Below are 22,915 nucleotides of genomic sequence, written 5' to 3' on the forward strand. Positions count from 1 at the left end.
GCGGTCGCGGTTCGAGTTTGATGGCGGTGCGCAGTTGGCTGACGGTGGCGACCTCGGCGAGCGCCGCATAATGCTCATCGGACCCCTCTGCTGCCCGCTCGGCGATCACGCCGACCTGATCGAGGGAGAGGCGGCCTTCCCGCAAGCCCTGAACGCAGCGGGGAAACTCCGCCGACCGGTTCGCGACAGCAGTGATGGTGTGCGCGTTTGACGATGACGAGCCCAGCTTCCAGGCGATCAACGCCGCCACCGACCGCGCACCTGTCGAGCCGCACAACTCGTCGCGCTCCATCTCCGCGGCGATCTCCACGATGCGCCCGTCGATCGCGTTGCGCTGACCGGCCAACTCCGACAACTCCTCGAACAACGCCGCGAGGCGTTGCCCGGCAACGTTTCTCGTGCCGGGCAGCGATGCCGTCGAGGACATGAACCCATCATGACAGGAGGGTCCGACAAAACCGGACCGCTCAAGCCGGCGCTAGAAGTTCAGGCCGGGAACTCACCCGGTCCCTTGAAGATTGCGGCTTTCGTGGTTCTCCTCCGAAACTGGTTCGTGGACTGAGTCAGCGATCGATCATCGCCATCTGCGCTTCGTTGTGGTGATCGCCTGCGGGCGGGGTGAGGTTGTTCAGCTTTTCGAGCTGCTCGGCGCTGAGTTCGACGCCGTCGGCCGCGACGTTCTCCTCAAGTCGGCTCACACGCTTGGTGCCCGGGATCGGTGCGATGTCGTCGCCCTTGGTGAGCAGCCACGCGATCGCCACCTGAGCCGGTGTAGCGCCGGCTTCCGCGGCGATTGCCTGCACCTCATCGGCGATCTGCAGGTTGCGGTCGAAGTTCTCTCCCATGAACCGGGGGCTGGTCTTGCGCCAGTCGTGGTCGTCGAGATCGTCCATCGATCTGATGGCACCGGTGAGGAAGCCATGTCCGAGAGGCGAATACGGCACGAAGCCGATGCCGAGTTCGCGGAGCAACGGGAGCACCTCAGGTTCGGGGTCACGCGTCCACAGCGAGTACTCCGATTGCAGAGCGGTGATCGGATGTACGGCGTGGGCGCGGCGGATCGTGTTCACCCCGGCTTCAGACAGGCCGAGGTGTCGCACTTTTCCTTCGGCGACCAATTCGGCCATCGTGGCGACGGTGTCCTCGATCGGCGCGTTGGGATCGACGCGGTGCTGGTAGTAGAGATCGATGTAGTCGGTACCCAGGCGGCGCAGCGAACCCTCCACGGCGGTCCGGATGTTGGCCGGGCTGCTGTCGAGGTTGCCTGGGGCGCCACCGGTGTGCGACACCATGCCGAACTTCGTGGCCACCACCACCTGGTCGCGCTGGCCCTTGATTGCCTGGCCGACCAGTTCTTCGTTGGTGTACGGGCCGTAGATCTCGGCCGTGTCGATGAGCGTGACTCCGAGGTCCAGGGCGCGCTGGATTGTGCGGATTGATTCGGCGTCGTCGGTTCCCGCTCCTGTGTAACCGAAGGACATCCCCATGGCGCCCAGACCGATTCGTGAGACGTCGAGGTCTCGCAGCTTTGCGTGTTTCACGTTTTCGTTCTCCTTTGTCTATTTCGCCGCGGTGAGTTCGTTGAGCGCGGCGAGTCCGTTGAGGGTCCGCGGGTAGCCGATGAACGGCAGCAACGCTGTCAGTACTCCGAGCAGCGTGCCGCGGTCATTGCCGATGTTCAGGTTCGCCGCGACGTGTCCCTTCACCTGTGGGTCGGCGCCTCCGAGTGCGACGAGCATCGAGAAGGTCAGCAGTTCCCGGGTTTTGATTTCGAGGCCCGTGCGGGTGAGATAGTCACCGAAGCAGTTCGCCGAGAGATACCGCTGAAAGTGCTTCTCGTCCTCGGCGGCCGCCGCGTACATCGCGTCGACCTGGTCGTCGCCGACGATGCGCTTCTGTACCGCCATTCCCTTGTCGCGTCGTGTGTCCGGTGTTGTGGTGGATTGATCGGGCAGCGGCAGTTCGACGCCGCGCTCAATGAGAATGTCGTTGGTGGCGTGCAGGAAATCGAACACCTTCGCCAAACCGACGTACGGCACAGCTTGATAGATGATCTCCTTGGTCTCGATCGGTGTCACGCCGGCTGTCAGTGCAGCGCCGAGCATGGCACGGTACTCGCCGACGGCCTGGCTGGCGATGATCGATGCGAGCTGCACCATCAGCCGGGTACGGACGTCGAGGTCGGTGTCGAGCAACACCTCATCGAACGCGAAGTTGTCGAACACGTCGATCAGTTCGGGATCGGTGGCCGCCAGCGTCGAGACGTGACCCGGAAACAGTTCGTCGTGATTGCGCTTTGCCGTGTTGCTGATCGCCACGCTCACTCCTTCGTCCGGGTGTGATACTCGTCGTCGGTCACGTGCTCACCCCAATCGGTTTCGGGCTGGCCGGAGTCCGGGTCCGGGCCCTCCCACATGGCGAGGTGTGTCATGAAGTGTTCGGGTGCCGCTCCGTGCCAGTGCCATTCGCCGGGCGGTGTGTACACGGTGTCGCCGGGCCGCATCACCACCACGTCACCCCCGCGCGATTGCACGAGCCCGACGCCGTCGGTGACGTGCAGAGTTTGGCCCATCGCGTGGGTGTGCCATGCGGTGCGTGCGCACGGTGCAAACCGCACCACGTTGGCCCGCATGCGCGACGGTTCGTCACCCTTGTAGATAACGTCGAAGTAGACGTCACCGGTAAACATCTCGGCGGGTCCCTTGGTGTCTGGCTGCCGTTGCAGTTTCTGCATCCTCACTCCTGCGGGTCGGGTGTGCCGGCGTGCGGCACGAACTTGAGCGTGGTCGCGCGCGCCGGAGGGCTGGTGATGGCCGCCACCGGGCTGGGATATTGCTCGTACTTCGAGCGGTATGCGGCGTCAACGGCGTCATCGATGGCGTCCTCATCGACGTCGAGGAAGTCGACATCGACATCCACACCACCAGCGCTGATGTGTCCTTGATGGCGTACCCGTGTTCCGCGAAACCATGCGGCGCCGGCGCCATTGACCGAGCGGGTGTAAAGGTCGTCGCCGATCAGCACCATCCACACGATCACCGGCTTGCGTAGTGAGCCGTCGCGGCGGCGCCCGGCGATCCGCATCTCCTGCGCCCCGCTGATGCGCTCGAGTTGGTTAGTGGTCCAGCCGCTCATCATCACAGGCCGACCATCGCCATTCCGGCGGGGTTGTACCGGTCGCCCTGCACGCCGACACGTGCGGCCAGCACGTTGAGGTCTGCTACCTCGTCGGCCGAGAGCGCGACCTGGGTGGCGCCGGCGTTCTCTTCGACGCGCTCGCGGCGGCGGGTGCCGGGGATGGGCACGATCCACGGCTGCTGGGCCAAAATCCATGCGAGCGCAACCTGTCCCGGCGCGCAGCTCTTCGCCTCAGCGAGGCCGCGGACCTGGCTCACCAGCGCCTCGTTGGCGCCGATATTGTCGGCGGCGAACCGCGGGATGGTGGTCCGGACGTCACCGGCAGCGAATTGCGTCGTTCCCGTGACCGTTCCTGTCAGGAAGCCCTTACCGAGTGGGCTGAAAGGCACGAAACCGATGCCGAGCTCGCCACAGGTGGGCAGCACCTCAGGTTCAGGGTCGCGGGTCCACAGCGAGTACTCGCTCTGCACCGCGGTGACGGGATGGACTGCATGAGCGCGCCGGATGGTCGCAGCGCCAGCTTCCGAGAGCCCGAAGTGCCGCACCTTTCCGGCTTGCACGAGTTCGGCGACCGTCCCGGCGACGTCCTCGATCGGCACATTCGGGTCGACCCGATGCTGGTAGAAGAGATCGATCACGTCGGTCCGCAGCCGCTGCAGCGACGCGTCGGCGACTCGCTTGATCTGGTCGGGACGCGAATCGGTGCCCACCATCTTGCCGTCGACGATGTTCCATCCGAACTTGGTAGCGATCACGACGTGGTCGCGCAGCGGCGCCAACGCCTCACCGACGAGTTCTTCGTTGACATACGGTCCGTACACCTCGGCGGTGTCGAAGAACGTGACCCCGGCTTCTTCCACCGCGTAACGCAGAACGCCGATCATGTCGTCGCGATCTCCGGGATTGGGGCCGTAGCTCTGCGACATCCCCATAGCGCCGAGACCGACTGCCGAAACGCGCAGTCCTTGGCCGAGCGTGCGTGTGTGCATGAATCCTCCTCAGGCTTCCGGGATATCGATCCCGTAGTTCTCGCGAGTGATGGCTTCGGGCTCTGGACCCCCACGGATGCCGGTGTCCAGCGCATCGATGGCAGCCAGTTGCTCGGCGCTCAGGTCGAAGTCGAAGACGTCGAAGTTCTCGGCGATCCGTGACGGCGTCACCGACTTCGGGATCACCTGGCGGCCCTGTTGTAGGTGCCAGCGCAACATCACCTGAGCCGGCGTCTTGGCATGCGCGTCGGCGATCTCGCCGATGACCGGGTTCTCGAGCGTCGAGGTATGCGGTCCCTCGCGGTAGAACGTGATGCCACCGATCGGCGCCCACGCCTGGTTGAGGATGCCGTGTTCGTCGTCGAACGCGAGCAGCTCCGACTGCCGGAAGTAGGGGTGCACCTCGATCTGGTTGACAGCAGGAACCACCTCGGTCTCCGCCAGCAGCTTCTCGAGATGGCGCGGCATGAAGTTGGAGACGCCGATCGCGCGGACCCTGCCGTCGGCGTACAGCTTCTCCAGCGCCGTGTACGCGCCGACGGTCAACTCGAACTCACCTGGAAGTGCCTGGTGCAGGATCAGCAGGTCGAGCTGCTCGACGGCCAGCTTGCCGATGGCCTTGTCGAAAGCGTGCAGCGTGGCCTCGTAACCGAAGTCGGTGATCCACACCTTGGTCTCGATGAAGACCTCGTCGCGGCTCAGCCCGGACCCGCGGATCGCTTCGCCGACCTCCCGCTCGTTGCCGTACGCCGCCGCGGTGTCGATGTGCCGGTAACCCGTCTCCAGCGCCGCCTCGACGGCGGCGATGGTCTCCGCCGGTGCGGTCTGGAAGACGCCGAAGCCCAGCACGGGTATCTCGACGCCGTTGTTGAGTGTGAAGGTGGGGACGCTCATGTCATCGACGCTAGGCTCCGCCGAGCGCACCTGGGAGTGCCTGATCAGCGGGGTACCGGCAGTACCTCCCAACCGTCTTCAGGCGTGCCTACGGTGTAGGCATGACTTCGATCGATGTGCGCAGCGAGGTCCGCGAGTTCTTGAGCTCGCGGCGAGCGCGCATCACTCCTGAGCAGGCGGGTCTCCCGGCGTACGGCGGTAACCGTCGAGTCAAGGGTCTGCGGCGCGAAGAGGTCGCGATGCTCGCCGGGGTGTCGGTCGACTACTACGTACGCATGGAGCGCGGCAACCTCGCGGGGGCGTCGGAGAGCGTGCTGGACGCTCTGGCGTCAGCGCTGCAACTCGACGAGGCAGAGCGCGAGCACCTCTATGCGCTCGCCAGGGAGTCGGCTGCAGGGGGCAGCCGTCATCAGCGCAGAACGCCGCGGACTGTTCGGCCGGCGCTACACCAGGTACTCGATGCCATCACCGACGCGCCCGCCTGGATCCGCAATGGGCGCCACGACGTGCTCGCGATGAACCAGATGGCCCGCGCGCTCTACGCGCCGGTGCTTGCCGACCCGCGCCGGCCCGCGAACACCGCGCGGTTCGTGTACCTGAATCGCGAGGACGCGGAGCAGTTCTTCGTCGACTACGACAAGATCGCCCGCGATGCGGCCGCGATGCTTCGCCTCGAGGCCGGTCAGAACCCACACGACGAGGACTTGATCGCCTTGGTCGGTGAGTTGTCAACGCGCAGTGAGCTTTTCCGGAAGCAGTGGGCATCCCAGGATGTCCGCTTCCACCGCTCCGGCCAAAAGCGGCTGCGGCACCCCGCAGTGGGTCAGCTCGACCTGAACTTCGAGGCGATGCAGCTGCCTTCCGACCCCGGCCTTCAGCTCAACATCTACACCGCGCCCGCGAACACGCCGACCGCCGATGGTCTCAAGCTGCTGGCTTCGTGGGCGGCCAGCCAAGACAACCTCGCCACCGAACGGGCCGCGGCCAGGGGCTAAGCCGCTCCCGCAAACGCTAGAAATCAGTATTCAGGAGCCTGGTGCCTCACCGCGCGACGTGAGGCGGCGCCCCAAAACATCGAAGCCCCAACAGATCAGGCAGCCGACGACGAACGTACCGACGAAAGCCGTCAACGGTTCCCACCAGTAGTTCCTGCCGGGGTGCTGATACAGGCCGAATTGGGCTGCCCAGGAAACGGCCGCCGCGAACGGCAGTCCGAACATCCAGCTTCTGCTTTGTCGGCGAGCGACTCCCCACACCGCGACATAGGCAACGGTGACGGCGACGTACGCAATGTTCACCGCAGTCGCGGCAATGTTGTAAAACATGGGAAGCTCCGGAGCGCATGACACCGCTGTGTCGACGAGGACGGTCACGATCGCGGCAGCCGACACCAATGCTCGACGCTGCGGATCTCTGTTCACCAACCGAATGATCCCGACGAAATACACGCCGTAAAGAAGGCAGAACACCGCCAACTCGGCGGCGGATACGTATGGGTTCTCGGGAACGGGGATCAGCCAAAACCCGATGTACAACACGATGGTGGGAATGATCGCGGCGGCGACGAAGCCGACCTGGCCGGCAGGCGAATACCGGTTCACGATTCCGCCAGGTGCCTCAGCGGGCTTGGCGGTGCCGTCGAGTTCGCTACCGATTGGAGCCGGGGCACTACTTGTCACGATTTTTGGTCCCCTCCGTTGCGCCCGGCCAGCGTCGTTCATCAGGCGATGCTGAGCAGTATTACAACATTCGCTAAATATTCAGCCCGGAGAACATCACCCGACCGGGATCGTACTTCTGCCGCACAGCGCTCAGCTTGGTCAGGTTCGGGCCGAAGTACCGCCCGGCCGGCTGGTTTGCCTCGACGTAGTTCACGTAGCCACCGACCGAATACGGTTGCACCGCTTGATGTGCCGTGTTGAGCCAGTTGATTGCCGCCGACGGCGAGCCGGCCGGTTCGATGTACCACTGCACCAGTGCTGAGTGCCTGCGCCAAGGAAATGCCGTGGCGCCAGGCGCCACCGTGGCCAGAGCGCCGTCAAGGGCGTGCATGATCGCCAGCATGCGGCCCGCCTCGGGAGGGAAGGCGTTGACCGCCGCGGCGATGCCCTTGGCCGCGCCCGCGTCGACGATCGGGAAAACGTCGGATCCGCCGACGTATCCGAGCGGCGCCGGGTTGAGGTTGTTGCCTGCCAGATACTTCACCAGGTCCATGTAGTTGAACGTCTGGATGTCGGTCGTGGAAGGTTGCAATCCGACGGCTGAGGTGACGGCCTTCGCGACGCTGTCACCCGAGCCGACAGGGCAGGTCGCCATGATCCGACAGTGCGTACCCGTCGCATCGGTGGTGCTGTCCGCCAGAGCCCAGTTGCTCCGGTCTGCGGTGCGCAGCCAGGTCTGCCAACCGACGAGGACCTGGGCGAAGGACTCGGGCGGAAAGTGGACATTCACCACATCGACGTCCGAGATCGGGAAGGTGGCGAATGTCAAAGATGTTGTCACCCCGAAGTTTCCGCCGCCGCCGCCGCGCAACGCCCAGAACAGGTCGGGGTTCTCGGCGGCGGACGCCGTCACCGTCTGGCCACCCGGCAGTACCACCGTTGCCGACGTCAGCGCGTCGCAGAGCAGGCCTGCGTGCCGGGACTGGGCGCCCAGTCCGCCGCCGAGGGCGTGCCCCGCGGCACCGACCGACGGGCAGATACCCGTCGGAATGCCCCTGCCCGCTGCGGCAAGCGTTTGGTGCAGGTCGTACAGACTGGTCGCGGGCGGCGTCGTGACGCGGCCAGTGGCGGCGTCGTAACTGATTCCGCCGGCAAGCTGGCGCAGGTCGAACACCATCGCGCCGTTCGCCGTTGACGCGCCCGTGTAGGAATGCCCACCGCTGCGCGGCGCGACCTTGAGCTTGTTGGCCGCAGCGAACGTCATCGCCTCCTGCACATCCTCAGCGGTTTTCGGCGTGACGATGGCGGCCGGGTTCGACCCGTTGTAGATAGTGTTGAAAACCTGCTTCGCCGCGGTGAATTGCCCGTTGTCAGGCAGCAGGACCGGGTTGCCGATGGTGGCCGACAAAGCATCCCAGCCGGTGGCAATCGGCTCGGCGGCAGCCCGTACCGAGCCGAAAACCGTGCCTGCGGCTAACGCGCCCGCGGCACCCCGTAGGAACGTCTGGCGGGATATCTCACGCGCCAACGTCGGGCTCCCGCGGTTGCATCACATCCCGGATTCTCCGTCGCCGAACGACGAAACCAGGAGTGCCCCACCACCCGTTGCACGACCTTGATCAAATAGAGATCAGAAGATGGAGTAGACCTTTCGCTCCGCGGCCTGGACAAGGATTGCGGTGGTAATCGTGTTCACATTGTTGCTTTCTCTGGGAAGGGAAGTGAAATCGGCTCGGGCGCAACGCGACTGTTGCCGTCAGCGTCAAATCGGTCGAGCCCGAGATCGGTGAGGTCCAGCCAGTCGCATCGACCGGTCATCGTCAGGTCGACGGCCACCTCGGCGACCGCCGGGCCCCACATCATGCCGTGGCCCGCCGGGCTCGCGACAACGGTGCCCTGGACCGGGCCGTCGTCGGTGAGCAGCGGTCCGAGGATCGGCAGATGGTCGGGGGTGTAGTCGATCGTCGCCGCCCACGTCCTGCGCAGCCCGAGCCCCTTCAGACCGGGCAGCAGTTCTTCGATCCGGCCGCGGACCTTCTGGTAGTAGATCTCGTCGAAGTCGGCCGCAACTCCAGGCGCTTCTTCGGGATTGCTCATACCCCACAGCAGTCCGCCGGCTTCGCCTGGCCGCCAGTAGATTCCGGAGGGCAGGTCGAAGACCATCGGCACGTCGTGCACATTGAACGCCGTCACCGGCGCGGTGACCACCACCTGGTGTCGCGCTCCGCCCGCGGGCACCCTCGAACTTGCCGTGGCGCCGACTTCGGCAAGCTTCGGCCCGCCGGTGAGCACGACATGCTCGGTGTCGATCGGCCCGTCGGATGTGTCGACACCGACCACCCGGCCACCGTCATTGCGCAGACCCGTGAACCGGCAGCGCTCCCGCACGTCGACCTGCAGCGCCGTCAGCGCCGCGGTGTAGGCCAGCACATTTCGCGGTGCGTCGATGTAGCCGTCTCCGGGCGCATACGACGAGCCGAGCGTGGCGCCCTGCGCAATGCCGGTGTGCATGTTGTCGACGTCGGTGCCGGACAGCCACTCGACCTCGAGGCCGAGCTTGTGCTGCAGCGCGATGCGGTCGTGAGCCTGCGCCACCTCGGATTCGCTGAAGCAGGGCATCAGATAACCCTGCGCAACGAAGCCGCAGTCGAGCGGGAACCGGTCGCCGCTGGCTGCGTAGAAGTCCTGGGTGCGCATGCCGAGCACAATGGCGGCCTCGGTGCCGCCCTGGGCTCGCACCATGCCCGCGGCACGGCTGCTCGCCCCGTCGCCGAGCGTCGCCTTCTCGAGCAGAACCACTCGTTTGACGCCACGTTCCGCCAGTTGGACGGCCGTCCATGCGCCGACTGTTCCGCCGCCTACCACTACAACGTCAGCACTGGTCATACCAGGGAACGCTGGCATAGACTGAACGCTCAGTCAAGAGCGAAGGGCGTGGTTTCCCGATGTACGGACTCACGGAGGAGGATCTGCGGATCCGCGGTACGGCGCGGACCTTCGTGGAGTCGTTGATGCCGCATGAGGTGGAGGCCGAATTAGCGGGTGGCCCGCTGCCCAAGGAGGTGACGGCCGAGCACTCCAGGCGGGCGTACGGCCTCGGTTTGTATGCGACCAACATGCCGACGTCGGTGGGCGGTTGCGGCTGCACGGCCCTGCAGCAAGTGCTGGTACAGGAACAATGCGGACGGGTGACCAACGGCCTGGCATGGGTGATGGCGACGCCGCCGCAGTGGTGGCCCGAAGTGGCCACCGATTACCAGCTGGAGCGCTGGCTGTTGCCGTCGGTGCGCGGCGAGAAACACGAGGCGTACGCGATCACCGAGGAGTTCGCCGGGTCCGACGTTTCGGCGTTGCAGACGACCGCGCGCCGCGACGGCGACACGTATGTGATCAACGGGGTCAAGTGGCATGTCACCTCGTACAACCTCGCCGACTACGTCTTCGTCGAGGCCGTGCTGACCACCGGCGAGCATGCCGGTGACCACGTGCTGCTCGTGGTCGATCTGCCATGGCCGGGAATGGAAGTCGTTCGCACGCCGGACTATTCGCACAACATCGCCGACGAGCACCCGATCGTCGCATTCAACGACGTCCGGGTTCCGGTATCCCACCTTGTCGGTGCCGAGGGCGAACCGATGACGTTCACGCAGGACTGGTTCCGGTTCGAGCGGATGATGGTCGCCGCGCGTTGCGTGGGCGCCGCAGGGCGACTCGTCGACGAGATGACCGCGTTCGCACAGACCCGCGAGATCGGCGGAAAGCCGTTGGGCGAGCATCAGCTGGTCGCGGGAATGCTGGCCGACAGCGCGACCGAACTGTTCGCCGCGCGCACCATGCTCTACGAGGTGGCCCGGTCAATCGACGCCGGACTTGACCGCAAGACGCTGCACGGGCAGGCCTCGATGGCCAAGCTGTACTGCTCCGAGATGGCCGGACGCGTCGCGGATCGCGCCGTACAGGTGTTCGGCGGACGGGGCTACATGCGCGAGAACGTCGCCGAACGGATGTTCCGCGAGTTGCGCGTCGAACGCATCTGGGAGGGAGCCAGCGAGATCCAGCGCATCATCGTGGCGCGTCAGATGATGACCCGCGGACCGTCGGCGCTGCTCGACGGCCGCTAGGGCGTCGGCCTGCCGCGAAGGCGGACCGACAGGCAGGTCACACAGCCTTCGAGCTTCTCGAACTCGGAGATGTCGACACCGATCACCCCATAGCCGCGCTCTTCGAATAGTTGCGCCGTGCGCGGTGCAGCCGACGACATCAGCAGTCTGTCGTCGTCCAGCAGCACGACATGTGACCCAGGCTCCTCGGGGACGCCGAGGAACCGCTCACCCCAGATTCCAGGATCGTCGACAACGGGTTCGAAGCCGACCACTGTGCCGTCGGGAAGTGCGGTGGCCGCGGACTTGAGGTGCAGTGCCTTGGTCAACGGCACGGTCACCACATCGGCGCCGAACGGCTCAAGATGGGCGGCCAGCTGCGCGATGCCTTCGGCATTCGTGCGGCCGCCGACACCGACCCAGGCAGTCTCGTCGTGCTTGAGCACGTCGCCGCCCTCGAGGGTGCCCGGCGCTTCGACCCGCACGACGCGGTATCCCTGCGCGCTGACAGCGGCCTCGGCCGCGGAAATCTCGGGCCATCGCTCGTCGGCGCCAGGACGGCAGATCACCGCCAGGTCGCCGTAGACGACCATGGTGTCTTCGACGAACACGGAGTCGGGACAGTCGGGCGCGGCGGGCACCTCGTGTGTGGTCCAGCCGGCGTCGTTCAACGCGTCGACATAACCGGCCCATTGCCGTTGCGCCAGTTCGGCGTTCACGTGTTCGCTTCGGTCGATGTGCGTGATGAGCCCTTCGGCGAGCCGAGGCGACGGCCGCCGCACCAGGGCATGGTGAGTGAACATCAGCTCGCCGTCCTGTATCCCAAGCCTCGCATGCCGTGGTATACGACGAGCGCGGCGATCGAACCGAGGGCGATACCGGTGAACGTCAAATCGCCCAATTGCCAGGTGAAGTCGGCGATACCGATGATCAACGGGATGGCCGCGGTCATCTGGTTCAACGGCTTTCCGAAGTCGACGTCGTTGGTCAGCCAGATCCGCACCCCGAGCACACCGACAAGCCCGTACAGAACGATGGTGGCGCCGCCGAGGACGCCGGGCGGTATGGCCGAGATCACCGCTCCCACTTTGGGGCACAACGACAATGCGATGGCCACCGCAGCAGCCACCCAGTACGCCGCGGTCGAGTAGATGCGCGTCGCGGCCATCACGCCGATGTTCTCGGCGTAGGTGGTGGTCGCCGAGCCGCCGCCGAAGCCGGCGAGCGTGGTCGCGACGCCGTCGGCGGCCAGCGCACGGCCCATGACCGGGTCGACGTCGGTGTCGGTCATCTGGCCGACAGACTTCACGTGCCCGATGTTCTCGGCGATCAATGCGATCACTGCAGGCAGAAACATCGGCAGCACCGCAAGCGTGAACGTGGGTGTCTGGAACTCCGGCAGCCCGATCCACGGCGCCGCGGCGATTCCCGACGTGTCGACGTCACCGAGGATCAGCGCCAGAAGATATCCCGCGACGACGGCGATGAAGATCGCCAGCCTGCCGATGATGCCGCGGAAGAAGGCGAGCGTGGCGACCAGCAGCACCAGGGTGAAGACTCCGACAAGCGGGCCCTTCTCGAAGTTCGATTTGGCCGCGGGGGCGAGGTTGAAACCGATCAGCGCGACGATCGCCCCGGTGACCACGGGCGGCAGCGTCACATCGATCCAGTGCGTACCGATGACATGTACGACGAGGCCGATGACGATCAGCGCCAGGCCGACGGCGACCAGCCCGCCCAGCGCGCTTCCGGTGCCCTGCGAGGCGACCGCAGCCGTGACTGGCGCGATCACCGAGAAGCTCGAACCCAGATAGCTGGGCAGCCGGTTTCCGGTGATGATCAGGAACAACACCGTGCCGACGCCGGAGAACAGCAGCGTCGTCGCGGGCGGAAAGCCGGTGAGCACCGGCACCAGGAAGGTGGCGCCGAACATCGCCACTACGTGCTGGGCGCCGATGCCGACGGTGCGCGCCCAGTCCAGCCGTTCATCGGGCGCGACGACGAAGTCTGGGTCGGAGCGCGCGTCGACTCGCGTCCAGGTCATCGGGATCACGACGAGTATTGTCGCCGCAACCAGTAGCCGACCGCACCGATAAGCACCACACCGGCGCCGACCAGCACCGAGCCGATCGGCAGCAGGACGGCCAGCAGTATGCAGCCCGCCAGGCCGGCCGCTGGAATCAACCTGCGGCCCAAGGTAAGAGCCGACGCGTTGGCGATCGCGTAGTAGACCAGCACCGCGAACGCCGAGAATCCGATCGCCCCCCGCACATCGGCGAACGCGGCGAGCACCGCGACAACGGCACCCACGACCAGCTCGGCGCGGTGCGGGACCGCGAACCGCGGGTGAACCGCGGCGAGGCTGTGTGGCAGGTGGCCGTCGCGCGCCATCGCCAGCGTCGTCCTCGACACACCGAGGATCAACGACAACAACGAACCGAGCGCGGCGACGGCAGCCCCGGCACGGATCACCGGCTCGATACCGGGATGGCCCGCCGCCCGCACGGCGTCGGCGAGCGGAGCGCTCGACGTCGCAAGACCCTCGCCGCCCAACTGCAGCCCGACCGCCACGGTGACGATCGCGTAGACGGCCAACGTGATGCCGAGCGCGATCGGGATGGCCTGCGGGATCGTGCGGGCCGGATCGCGCACCTCCTCACCAAGGGTGGCGATGCGGGCGTAACCCGCGAATGCGAAGAACAACAGGCCCGCCGCCTGCAGCACACCGCCGATGCTGCCGCCGTCGAAACTCGATCCAGATACTCGCGGGTCACCGGAGCCAACCACGGTCACCACGACCGCGGCCAGCACGACGAGCACGATCGTCACGATGACGCGGTTCAACACCGCCGACTTCTGGATGCCTGCGTAGTTGACCCCGGTGAGCACGACGACCGCTGCGACTGCGATCACGTGCGCGTGCGCGGGCCACGCGTAGATGCCGACCGTGAGCGCCATCGCCGCGCACGAGGCCGTCTTGCCGACGACGAAGCTCCAGCCCGCTGTGTAACCCCAAAACGCGCCGAGCCGCTCGCGGCCGTAGACATAGGTTCCGCCCGACTGCGGGTAGAGCGCCGCAAGCCGCGCCGACGACGTCGCGTTGCAGTAGGCCACGATGGCCGCGACTCCAAGGCCGATGAGCAGGCCCGAACCCGCCGCGGCCGCCGCGGGGGCGAGCACGACGAAGATGCCGGCGCCGATCATCGAGCCGAGCCCGATCGTCACGGCGTCCGCGATGCCGAGGCGCCGTTGCAGCGCGGGCTCCTCCGGCGTGCTCACCGAAGGTGATACTAGGCCGCGGCGTCCTCTCCGAACACCGACTCACGCCCCCACACGGTGGCGGCCACCGCCACGATGACGGCCAGCAGGATTGAGCCGATCGCCACCAGCGGGATCGTCCACAGACGGCGCAGCATCACCGCCGTCTCGCACTGGCCGACGTAGTCGCCGCCGCTGGCCTCGGCCGCCTGCGTCAGGTTGGCGAAGTATCCGGTGCCGCATTTGATCTGGAAGCCGAACTGGTCGTACACGTCGATGTAGACGGGGAAGTTGAGCGCGAGCAGCCCGGTGGCGACCAGCGCGACGCTGAGCATGCCGAGGTAGAAGGCGCGGTGGTGGTAGTGATGCAACAAAGCCTCCCCGGTGACGTCGTCCAGACGCTTACATGCCCACGATTATGTTAATGATCATTCTGCTTCGAGCGCAGATTTTGTCAATATTTTCCAACCGAAGTCGGCCGATAAGTGTGGGTGCACTCCATTAGTGTGTCGCCATGGCGAGCAGCCGGCCGGCCCCAGATGCCGGCGTCCGGCGACGACCCAAGGATCGCAAGGCGCAGATCGCTCGGGCGTCGGCCGAGGCGTTCAGCCGGTTCGGCTATCACGCGGTGAGCATGGAGGCGATCGCGTCTCGTGTCGGGATTTCGGCGACCGCGCTGTATCGGCATTACCCGAGCAAATACGGCCTGTTCCGGGATGCGGTGCTGGCGTTGGGTGAGCAGTTGGTCGGCTGCACTGCGTTCGCCGATGAGACACCGCCCGGTGCGGAAACACTGCAGCGGCTGACCTCCGCCATCACCGACACCGCGCTGGCCAATCGCCAGTCGGGCGGACTCTACCGCTGGGAAGCGCGCTTTCTGCGCGGCGACGACCAGGCCACCCTCAACGGTCAGATGCGAACAGTGAACCGCCGAATTCAGTTGTCGCTGTTGGTCCTTCGGCCCGATCTTTCCTCGCGACAGCTCTGGATGCTGTCCTCGTCGATACTGAGCGTGATCGGCAGCATCGTCGATCATCACGCGAAGTTACCCGCCGCCCACATCCGCGTCGTACTCCGCGAAATCGCCGCCGCCATCTCGACTGCTGACGTACCCGACCTGTCCAACGGGTCTGCCACCGAGAGGCAGCGTAGGGGACCGGCGGGGGTCGATGCGTCGAAATACGAAGCGCTGCTGACGGAGTCGGTGCGGCTGTTCAACCGAAAGGGATACCGCGACACCACGATGGAGGAGATCGCAGCAGCGGTCGGCATGCCCACCTCCGGCATCTACCGATACATCACCGGCAAGAACGACATACTCGCCGCGATATACCGGCGGGCGGCCGATCGGCTGTCCTCGGAGGCCTCGTTGATCCTCGGTGCGGTCAGCGACCCGGAGGGGGCGCTGACCGGGTTGATCGACGCCTATGTGAAGAGGTCGTTCGACCATCCGGAACTCGCCTACGTCTACTACACGGAGCGGGTGAACATGGCGCCCGCCGACCAGAAAATCCTGCGGAACCTGCAACGGGCGACGGTCGAATCGTGGGTGCGATTGTTGACTGAGATCCGAACGGACTGGACCGTCGGTCAGGCGCGCTTCGCGGTGCACGCCGCCATGGCGCTGGTGATCGACGTGGGCAGGCTGGTGCACTACGACAACAGCGTCGAATCCCGTGTCGCGGTGAGCAGGTTGCTCGACCTCACGCTGCTCGGCCGCTACCGATTGCGGGCAACGTTGCCCGCGAGGTAGACGCCGTACCCGATCAGCCCAATGATGGCCAGTCGCCTGGTTTTTCGCGTGATGAGCCCCAGTCCGATCGCGGTTTCGATGCCCCCGTCGATGTAGACGTGCGTGCGGGTGTCGCGCGGGAACGCGCGTCCGGTGATGTCGTCGAACACCTCGGGGCGCACGAAGTGCGCTACCCCGGCCCCGGCTAGCGCCACGCCGGAGATGGCCGCCATCGGCGAACCTCCCGATTTCTGTCCTGTCATGGCCGATCCTTTCTTCCTCACAGCTCAGTTCTTCAGGGTCCCGGTCCGCGGTCTGTCCGTGGTCGCGATGCAGGTGACGATGCGGTCGCCCTGACCCCATGAGTCCTCACTCGGGTAGAGCACGAACACCCCGACATCCGGATCCTCTGCGGCATCGGGCGCATACTTCGCCAGCTTCGGCGCGCACTTGTTCTGGTACTCCTCGATGGCGAACTGGCCGGGGAAGTCTCCATCGGGCATCGTCATCATCGAGAAGATCTCACCGGTGTGCGGTTCGCCGCACGGCGCGGTGTCGAGGGTGATCACCAGCCCGGAGGCGGGCAGTTCCTTGAGGCAGTCGCCCGCCTTCACCTCGGTGGCGCTCACGGTGCCCTTGTCGAAGACCACCAGGAAGACCACCAGGGCCACGATCCCCACTATCCACAGCCCGGACAGCACCAGGCCCGCGATCGCCATCCCGCGTCCGCCCTGCCCCTTCTTGGCCCGGTTCAGCCCGACGATGCCGCAGACCACACTGATCAGCACCCCGCCGAGGACGCCGAACACCAACGAGATGACCGCCCACCAGTTGGTACCGGGAGTAGGGGGCGCGTACTGGCCTGGCGGCGGGTAGTACGGCGGCGGAGCGGGATAACCCACCTGCGGTGGCGGTGGTAGGTAGCCGCCCAGTGGTGGGGGATAGCCGCCCTGGGGCGGGGGCGGATACGGTCTGAGCGGTGGCGGCTGGTCGGGCGGTGGAGGATGACCCGGCGGCGTGGTCACGAGAGCAACCGTAGCGCCGCGTCCACCGCGAGCACCGGGACATCGAGTGTCCTGGAACCGAGGTCGTGTCTGGCGCCGGTGATCTCGACTATTTCGGTGGCGGCGGGTATCAGCGCCGCGGCGGCGGCCAGCTCGTCGATGGAGCCGAACGGATCGGAGGTGCCGTGGGTGAACACCGTCGGTGCCTCGATTCGCGGCAGGTGTTCGGTGCGGGGCTTCTCGGGCTTGCCCGGTGGGTGCAGCGGGTAGGAGAACAATGTCAGCGCGTCGACGCGCGTCGCACCGTCGGCGACCACCATCGATGTCATCCGGCCGCCATAGGAATGACCGCCCGCGATGACGGGACCCGTTGCCAACGCGGCGACCAGCTCGATCGCTTCGACGACGCCTGCCTGATCGGTGGCCACGGACCCGGACGGCGGGCCCTTGGGCCTGCGCCTGCGGTAGGGCAGGTTGTAGCGCACCGCCAGCCACCCGCGCCGAGCCCATTCGTCGCAGATCTTCTTCAGCAGCGCCGACTCGCGACTGCCCCCCGCGCCGTGAGTGAGCACGACCGCACCCTTCGGCTTGCCGTCGGGCCGGTGCGCGACGGCGGCAATGTCGTCGAGGGTCACGGCGACTCCGACAGCCGCCACAGCGGCGAAACCGGACCGTGCCCGTGTCCCAACGGGTAAGCGGCGCGCAGACATTCGGTCACCCACGACTTGGCGAACGTCACCGAGTCGACGACGGTGTAGCCGTGCGCCAGCGCACTGGCGGCCGCGGCACCGAGCGTGTCGCCCGCGCCGTGATCGTCTGCGGTGTCGATGCGGTGCGCGCCGAACTCGTAGAAGTCACTTCCGTCGTACAACAGGTCGGGGCTCTCTGTGGAGGACCGCAGATGGCCACCCTTGACCAGAGCCCACTGCGGTCCGAGTGCATGCAGAGCGCGGGCCGCGTCCCGCTGGGACGCATCGTCGACCACCTCGATGTCGACCAGCAGCGCCACTTCGTCGAGGTTGGGCGTCACCAGGGTTGCGAGCGGAAACAGTTCGGTCCGAAGCGAATCCAGCGCGCTCGGGTGCAGCAGCGGGTCGCCGTGCATCGACGCGCAGACCGGATCGACGATCAGCGGCACCACGCCGGCCAGGCCCTGCGAACGCCAGGTTTCGGCGATCGTCGAGATGATCGCCGACGATGCCAGCATGCCGGTCTTGGCGGCCTGTATCCCGATGTCGCTCGCGACGGCCTCGATCTGCCCCCCGATGACCTCGACGGGGATCTCGTGGAAACCCCTGACGCCCATCGAGTTCTGCACGGTCACCGCGGTCACCGCGACGCAGGCGTGCACGCCGAGCAATGCGAACGTGCGCATATCCGCCTGGATGCCTGCGCCGCCGCCGGAATCGGAGCCGGCGATCGTCATCACCCGCGGTGGGGTCTGACCGCCGGGAGTCAAAGGTAGGAAACTCAACGACAACTCCCTACGCCGGCATTACCCGGTCAGGTTCATACGGTCGACGGCGGCTACAGCCGTCCTCTCAGCTCGCTCGGTGCGCGCTCCCGCGTGGTGGTATAGGCCGTGCTCACGCTATCGCATGGAACACAAATTGCTACCCATTGGTTTGTATAGCTAACATATGTGTTTTGACCGGAAACGATACGTAAGCGATTTGATGACGACCGAGATAGAGATGACGAAACCTCCAGTCGTGGCCGATGCCGATGTGGCCATCGTTGAGACGGCGCGCCGCCGCAAGCGAATGGACCACGACCATCCCCTCTACAAGTGGGTGGTGTTGTCCAACACCACCCTGGGCACGCTGCTGGCCACCATCAACGCATCGATCGTCCTCATCTCGCTTCCCGCCATCTTCCGCGGCATCGGGCTGAACCCGCTGGCCCCGGGCAACGTCAGTTACCTGCTGTGGATGTTGATGGGCTACCTGGTGGTCACCGCCGTGCTGGTGGTCCCGTTCGGCCGCCTCGGCGACATGCTCGGCCGGGTCCGCATCTACAACCTCGGCTTCGTGGTGTTCACGTTCGCGGCCGTCGCGCTGTCCTTCGACCCTTTCCACCTCGGCGGCGGTGCGCTGTGGCTGATCGGCTGGCGGGTCGTGCAGGGCGTAGGCGGCGCGATGCTGATGGCATCGTCATCGGCGATCCTGACCGACGCGTTTCCGTCGAACCAGCGCGGCATGGCACTCGGGGTGAACATGGTGGCCGCCGTCGCCGGATCGTTCCTCGGTCTGCTCATCGGTGGCTTCCTCTCCGAGTGGCACTGGAAGGCCATCTTCTGGGTCGGCGTGCCCATCGGCATCCTCGGCACCATCTGGAGCATCCGGTCGCTGAAGGAGCTCGGCGTCCGCACACCGGGCCGCCTCGACTGGGCGGGCATCCTGTCCTTCGGTATCGGGCTGACGGTGCTGTTGACCGGAATCACCTACGGCATTCAGCCCTACGGTGACTCGACGACCGGATGGACAAGCCCGGTCGTCCTCGGCGCAATCGGATTCGGCCTGCTGTCGCTGGTGGCCTTCTGCTTCATCGAGTTGCGGGTCGCCGAACCCGTGGTCGATATCAGGCTCTTCCGCTCCGCGTCGTTCGGCATGGGTAACCTCGCCGGGCTGATGTCATCGATGGGCCGCGGCGGCCTGCAGTTCATGCTCATCATCTGGCTGCAGGGCATCTGGCTTCCGTTACACGGCTTCAGCTTTGAGTCGACCCCGCTTTGGGCAGGCATCTACATGCTGCCCATGACGGCAGGCTTCCTGGTGGCCGGGCCCCTTGCCGGCTCGCTGTCGGACCGCTTCGGCGCGCGTCCCTTCACGGTCGGCGGAATGCTGCTGATGGCGGCGACCTTCATCGCTCTGGTGATGATCCCGGTGAACTTCAACTACGGGGTCTTCGCGGTGCTGGTGTTCCTGAACGGCCTCGGCGGCGGCATCTTCACCGCACCCAACACCGCGGCGATCATGTCCAGCGTCCCGGCCGCTCAGCGTGGCGCCGCATCCGGCGTGCGGGCGACGTTCTTCAACGCGGGGTCATCGCTGTCGATCGGCGTCTTCTTCTCGCTGATGATCGTCGGGCTGGCACACACCCTTCCGTCGGCCATGAGCAGCGGGCTGCAGGCTCAGGGCGTGTCCGCAGCCGTCGCACAGGATGTGGCCAACCTGCCCCCTGTCGGCAGCCTGTTCGCGGCATTCCTCGGCTACAACCCGATCGCCGAACTGCTGGCGCCCTCGGGCGCGCTGCAGGACCCCGGCGTCAACGCCGACGTGCTGACGGGCAAGACGTTCTTCCCGCAACTGATCACCGAGCCGTTCCACAGCGGGCTGATCGTGGTGTTCGTCGCGGCAGCGGTGATGATGCTCATCGGCGCGGTGGCGTCGATGTTCAACCCCGGCCGGTACGGCGGCGCCGACGACTAAATTGGGTACCCGGTGGGTATGGCAAGCACCGATCCCCGACCTCCGGACCTTAGACAGCAGGCGCAGCGCAACGCACAAGAGGCACGCGCGAAGATGGCCGATCGGCGCGCTGAGCAGGGCGGCGGGCTTGGCGGCTGGCTGGCCGAGCGCGCGGGCGAGTGGGATCTGCGGGGTCAGGACGAGACGACGATGCAGCGCCAGAAATACCTGTGGAACTTCCTCGTCGACTACTGGTTCCGCATGGAGATGGACGGCTGGCACAACCTTCCGGAGCCACCGGTGCTGCTGGTCGGCATCCACTCGGGCGCACCGTTCGTCTGGGACGCGTGGACGGTCGGCGTGCAGTGGTGGCGACGCTTCGGCCAGGACCGGCCCCTGCACGGCACCGCGCACGACGCTCTGATGGCGATACCCGCGATCGGCAGGTATTTCCGCGCAATGGGCGTGCTGCCCGCCGCCCCGGACTCGATGGCGACCGCACTTGCGGAGGGGCGTGACGTCGCGGTGTGGCCCGGCGGTGAGGTCGATTCACTACGGCCGTGGGTGGAACGCGACAAAGCGAATCTGGCAGGCCGCAGTGGATTCGTGAAGATGGCCATCCGCGCCGGCGTTCCGATCGTGCCGATCGCGACCGTCGGAGGTGCCGACGCCATGCCGGTGCTGATCCGCGGCGACCGGCTCTCGCGGACGCTTCGGCTGGACAAGCTGTTGCGGTTGAAGGTCTTTCCTGTCGCGGTGTCGCTGCCGTGGGGGATCGCGCCCGCGGCGCTACCGCAGTTCCCGTTGCCCGCCAAGATCAGGACTCGGCTCATGCCCGCGATCGAACTGGACCACGATCCGCAACGTGCCGACGATGACGACTACGTCGATGCCAAGTACCGCGAGGTGCAATCCAGCATTCAGGGCGGAATGGACGCCTTGGCGCGAAAGCGGGCCCTGCCGCTGTTCGGCTGAGATCTAGCCGAGTTCGACGAGCACCGGCGCATGATCGCTGGGCACCTTGCCTTTTCGTTCCTCGCGGACGATCTCGGCGTGCGACACGCGTTGTGCCAGCGCTGGTGAGCCGAGGATGAAGTCGATGCGCATGCCCCGGTTCTTCGGAAACCGCAACTGGGTGTAGTCCCAGTACGTGTAGACCGCGGGTCCCGGCGTGAAAGGCCTTACCACGTCGGTGAACTGGGCGTCGACGATCGCATTGAAGGCGGCACGCTCCGGGCCCGTCACATGTGTGCTGCCGCGGTAGGCCTCGACACTCCAGACATCTTCGTCGGTGGGCGCGATGTTCCAGTCACCGGTGAGCGCGATCTGTGCCCGTGGGTTCTCGGTGAGCCATTTCTGCGCCGTGACCTTCAGCGCGGCAAGCCATTGCAGTTTGTAGCCGTAGTGCGGGGAATCCACCGTGCGGCCGTTGGGTATGTACAGGCTCCACACCTGGACACCGTCACACGTGGCGCCGAGTGCACGTGCCTCCGCGACCGCTTCGACATCCGGCTTGTCACCCCACGTGGGTTGTCCGTCGAAGCCGACCTGGACGTCGTCGATACCGACACGCGATGCGATCGCCACGCCGTTCCACTGGTTGAAGCCGCAATGCACGACCTCGTATCCGAGCGCGGCGAACGGCATGGTGGGGAACTGGTCGTCGGCGCATTTGGTCTCCTGCATGGCCAGCACATCGACGTCGGCACGTTCCAGCCAGTCGGTGACGCGGTCGACACGGGCCCGGATCGAGTTCACGTTCCAGGTGGCCAGCCGCATGGCTACAGGCTACGGATGCACATTGCCCCTCATGTGCGCGGATCCACACTGCTCCTCACGTCCGCGCCGTCGATGTAGCGCGCGCGGTGCTGGGTTGTGAAGCCGAGTTGTTCGTACAGCGCGATCGCGGGTGCGTTGTCGACGACAACCTGGACATAGCAGCGATGCGCGCCGCGATCGGTGGCCCAGGCCATCAGCGCAAGGCACAGGGCGCGGGCATGGCCTTCTCGGCGCCGCGTGTCGGCAACACGCACGGCCGACATACCCGCCCAACGAGTTCCGTCCGGCGCCGCAGTGATCGCCGCGCGGCCGACGGCGGCGTCGTGGCGGGTCGCGAACACGACGTCACCGTCGACAACTGCGGTGAGCACGTCGACGGGGACCCGGCGTTCGTAGAGTGCCAACCAGGTCGCGTCGGGCCGCGGTGCCAGCGCCACCATCGCATCGGGACGACCCATCGGCAGGTCGCGGACCATCACGACGGTTTCCAGATGCGGCGGAACTCCTCGCGGAAGGATCACCAGCCGGTCTGGCACCGAAAGCCACGGCGTCAGACCGCGTTGGCTGTACCAGTCGACGATCGCGGGCACCGAATTCGTTCCCGCCTCAATGCCTAGCGGCACAGCGGAATTCGCCCGGTGAGTGTGTCCCCCCGCGGCGCGCAGCAGCCAGCCGTCGAGCCACTGCCGCTCGGTGCCCGGCCACGCCAGCGCGGCGGCGTGCTCCGTCGCACGGATCTGCGACGTCCGCACCGGCACTGCGGTCAGCGCTCGCACCGCAACAACGTCGCCGGCCGAGATCTCCACCACCGCACCCGTTTTCGTCTGGACGCGGATGAGAGGCCCGCCTTGGAGCAGGTGACCGATCACATCGGTCAGCGGTGGCACCGAACCCTCCTCGCGCCGGTAACGCAGGCTGACCCGGGTGCCTATCGCGGGAAGATCGGTCAC

Annotated in this window: 25 protein-coding genes and 1 riboswitch; of the genes, 5 read left to right on the forward strand and 20 right to left on the reverse strand. The window is 66.2% G+C overall.

Features of this window, described 5'->3' with window-relative positions:
* From QOJ24_RS02235 to QOJ24_RS02265, 7 genes are all read right to left on the reverse strand, one after another.
* Window positions 1-427: DUF222 domain-containing protein (locus QOJ24_RS02235; RefSeq protein ID WP_526258678.1), on the reverse strand; the 427-nt coding region annotated here is incomplete at its 3' end.
* A gap of 136 nt (window positions 428-563) precedes the next feature.
* Window positions 564-1,541, reverse strand: a complete 978-nt coding sequence (locus tag QOJ24_RS02240; RefSeq protein WP_526258680.1) for an aldo/keto reductase — start codon at window positions 1,539-1,541, stop codon at window positions 564-566.
* An 18-nt stretch (window positions 1,542-1,559) separates the two neighbouring features.
* Window positions 1,560-2,318, reverse strand: coding sequence for a carboxymuconolactone decarboxylase family protein (locus tag QOJ24_RS02245; protein ID WP_526258682.1), 759 nt, complete (start codon window positions 2,316-2,318; stop codon window positions 1,560-1,562).
* A 2-nt stretch (window positions 2,319-2,320) separates the two neighbouring features.
* Window positions 2,321-2,734, reverse strand: a complete 414-nt coding sequence (locus QOJ24_RS02250) for a (R)-mandelonitrile lyase (RefSeq protein WP_526258684.1) — start codon at window positions 2,732-2,734, stop codon at window positions 2,321-2,323.
* Window positions 2,735-2,736: 2 nt separating this feature from the next.
* Window positions 2,737-3,135 (reverse strand): DUF2255 family protein, encoded by a 399-nt coding sequence (locus QOJ24_RS02255; RefSeq protein WP_526258686.1) that lies wholly within the window; start codon window positions 3,133-3,135, stop codon window positions 2,737-2,739.
* Window positions 3,136-3,137: 2 nt separating this feature from the next.
* Window positions 3,138-4,127, reverse strand: coding sequence for an aldo/keto reductase (locus QOJ24_RS02260; protein ID WP_526258688.1), 990 nt, complete (start codon window positions 4,125-4,127; stop codon window positions 3,138-3,140).
* 9 nt (window positions 4,128-4,136) lie between these two features.
* Window positions 4,137-5,021, reverse strand: coding sequence for an aldo/keto reductase (locus tag QOJ24_RS02265; protein WP_526258690.1), 885 nt, complete (start codon window positions 5,019-5,021; stop codon window positions 4,137-4,139).
* Window positions 5,022-5,122: 101 nt separating this feature from the next.
* Between QOJ24_RS02265 and QOJ24_RS02270 the strand changes: the two genes are divergently transcribed.
* A complete protein-coding gene (locus QOJ24_RS02270; RefSeq protein WP_526258692.1) occupies window positions 5,123-6,016 on the forward strand; it encodes a helix-turn-helix domain-containing protein in 894 nt (297 codons plus the stop codon).
* Window positions 6,017-6,046: 30 nt separating this feature from the next.
* Here the strand turns inward: QOJ24_RS02270 and QOJ24_RS02275 are convergent, their stop codons facing one another.
* From QOJ24_RS02275 to QOJ24_RS02285, 3 genes are all read right to left on the reverse strand, one after another.
* Window positions 6,047-6,700, reverse strand: a complete 654-nt coding sequence (locus QOJ24_RS02275) for a hypothetical protein (protein WP_526258694.1) — start codon at window positions 6,698-6,700, stop codon at window positions 6,047-6,049.
* A gap of 73 nt (window positions 6,701-6,773) precedes the next feature.
* Entirely contained in the window at window positions 6,774-8,210 is a 1,437-nt protein-coding gene (locus QOJ24_RS02280) for an FAD-binding oxidoreductase (RefSeq protein ID WP_526258696.1), read from the reverse strand.
* Window positions 8,211-8,374: 164 nt separating this feature from the next.
* On the reverse strand, window positions 8,375-9,568 hold the full coding sequence (locus QOJ24_RS02285) for an NAD(P)/FAD-dependent oxidoreductase (protein WP_526258697.1): 1,194 nt from the start codon (window positions 9,566-9,568) through the stop codon (window positions 8,375-8,377).
* A 59-nt stretch (window positions 9,569-9,627) separates the two neighbouring features.
* On the opposite strand from QOJ24_RS02285, the gene QOJ24_RS02290 reads away from it, so the two are divergent.
* Window positions 9,628-10,803 (forward strand): acyl-CoA dehydrogenase family protein, encoded by a 1,176-nt coding sequence (locus tag QOJ24_RS02290; protein WP_526258699.1) that lies wholly within the window; start codon window positions 9,628-9,630, stop codon window positions 10,801-10,803.
* On the opposite strand, the gene ddaH is transcribed toward QOJ24_RS02290, so the two are convergent.
* Genes ddaH through QOJ24_RS02310 form a run of 4 tightly spaced genes read right to left on the reverse strand, consistent with a single transcriptional unit; the run spans window position 10,800 to window position 14,411 of the window.
* The gene (gene ddaH, locus QOJ24_RS02295; RefSeq protein ID WP_526258701.1) at window positions 10,800-11,564 is read right to left on the reverse strand and encodes a dimethylargininase; all 765 of its coding nucleotides are present in this window, start codon (window positions 11,562-11,564) and stop codon (window positions 10,800-10,802) included. The genes QOJ24_RS02290 and ddaH overlap by 4 nt on opposite strands.
* Before the next feature lie 20 nt (window positions 11,565-11,584).
* A complete protein-coding gene (locus tag QOJ24_RS02300) occupies window positions 11,585-12,826 on the reverse strand; it encodes a uracil-xanthine permease family protein (RefSeq protein WP_526258703.1) in 1,242 nt (413 codons plus the stop codon).
* 5 nt (window positions 12,827-12,831) lie between these two features.
* Window positions 12,832-14,061, reverse strand: coding sequence for an amino acid permease (locus QOJ24_RS02305; protein WP_526258705.1), 1,230 nt, complete (start codon window positions 14,059-14,061; stop codon window positions 12,832-12,834).
* Between the two features lie 11 nt (window positions 14,062-14,072).
* Window positions 14,073-14,411: a hypothetical protein gene (locus tag QOJ24_RS02310; protein ID WP_526258707.1), complete on the reverse strand. Its 339-nt coding sequence runs from the start codon at window positions 14,409-14,411 to the stop codon at window positions 14,073-14,075.
* A gap of 143 nt (window positions 14,412-14,554) precedes the next feature.
* Here QOJ24_RS02310 and QOJ24_RS02315 point away from each other — a divergent pair, with 143 nt between their 5' ends.
* Entirely contained in the window at window positions 14,555-15,793 is a 1,239-nt protein-coding gene (locus tag QOJ24_RS02315) for a TetR/AcrR family transcriptional regulator (protein WP_526258709.1), read from the forward strand.
* Here the strand turns inward: QOJ24_RS02315 and QOJ24_RS02320 are convergent.
* From QOJ24_RS02320 to thiD, 4 genes are all read right to left on the reverse strand, one after another.
* Window positions 15,760-16,035, reverse strand: a complete 276-nt coding sequence (locus QOJ24_RS02320; protein ID WP_526258711.1) for a DoxX-related protein — start codon at window positions 16,033-16,035, stop codon at window positions 15,760-15,762. The two genes, QOJ24_RS02315 and QOJ24_RS02320, sit on opposite strands and share 34 nt — an antisense overlap.
* A 24-nt stretch (window positions 16,036-16,059) precedes the next feature.
* A complete protein-coding gene (locus QOJ24_RS02325) occupies window positions 16,060-16,797 on the reverse strand; it encodes a septum formation family protein (RefSeq protein ID WP_526258712.1) in 738 nt (245 codons plus the stop codon).
* Window positions 16,794-17,411: an alpha/beta hydrolase family protein gene (locus QOJ24_RS02330; protein WP_526258714.1), complete on the reverse strand. Its 618-nt coding sequence runs from the start codon at window positions 17,409-17,411 to the stop codon at window positions 16,794-16,796. Before QOJ24_RS02330 ends, QOJ24_RS02325 begins: the two co-directional genes overlap by 4 nt.
* A complete protein-coding gene (gene thiD / locus QOJ24_RS02335) occupies window positions 17,408-18,250 on the reverse strand; it encodes a bifunctional hydroxymethylpyrimidine kinase/phosphomethylpyrimidine kinase (protein ID WP_526258716.1) in 843 nt (280 codons plus the stop codon). Before thiD ends, QOJ24_RS02330 begins: the two co-directional genes overlap by 4 nt.
* Window positions 18,241-18,353, reverse strand: a riboswitch (TPP riboswitch). Its footprint overlaps the gene before it by 10 nt.
* Window positions 18,354-18,452: 99 nt before the next feature.
* Between thiD and QOJ24_RS02340 the strand changes: the two genes are divergently transcribed.
* Both QOJ24_RS02340 and QOJ24_RS02345 read left to right on the forward strand, forming a co-directional pair.
* Window positions 18,453-20,207 carry an MFS transporter gene (locus QOJ24_RS02340; protein ID WP_526258718.1) on the forward strand — a complete coding sequence of 585 codons (1,755 nt, stop codon included), beginning with the start codon at window positions 18,453-18,455 and terminating at the stop codon, window positions 20,205-20,207.
* Between the two features lie 18 nt (window positions 20,208-20,225).
* Window positions 20,226-21,161, forward strand: a complete 936-nt coding sequence (locus QOJ24_RS02345; protein ID WP_526258720.1) for a lysophospholipid acyltransferase family protein — start codon at window positions 20,226-20,228, stop codon at window positions 21,159-21,161.
* 3 nt (window positions 21,162-21,164) lie between these two features.
* Here QOJ24_RS02345 and QOJ24_RS02350 read toward each other — a convergent pair whose 3' ends face one another.
* Window positions 21,165-21,965, reverse strand: coding sequence for an exodeoxyribonuclease III (locus tag QOJ24_RS02350; protein ID WP_526258722.1), 801 nt, complete (start codon window positions 21,963-21,965; stop codon window positions 21,165-21,167).
* A gap of 29 nt (window positions 21,966-21,994) precedes the next feature.
* On the reverse strand, window positions 21,995-22,915 hold the full coding sequence (locus QOJ24_RS02355) for an N-acetylglutamate synthase, CG3035 family (RefSeq protein WP_526258724.1): 921 nt from the start codon (window positions 22,913-22,915) through the stop codon (window positions 21,995-21,997).

The sequence above is a fragment of the Mycobacterium sp. genome, from assembly GCF_032159775.1.
Taxonomy (GTDB): domain Bacteria; phylum Actinomycetota; class Actinomycetes; order Mycobacteriales; family Mycobacteriaceae; genus Mycobacterium.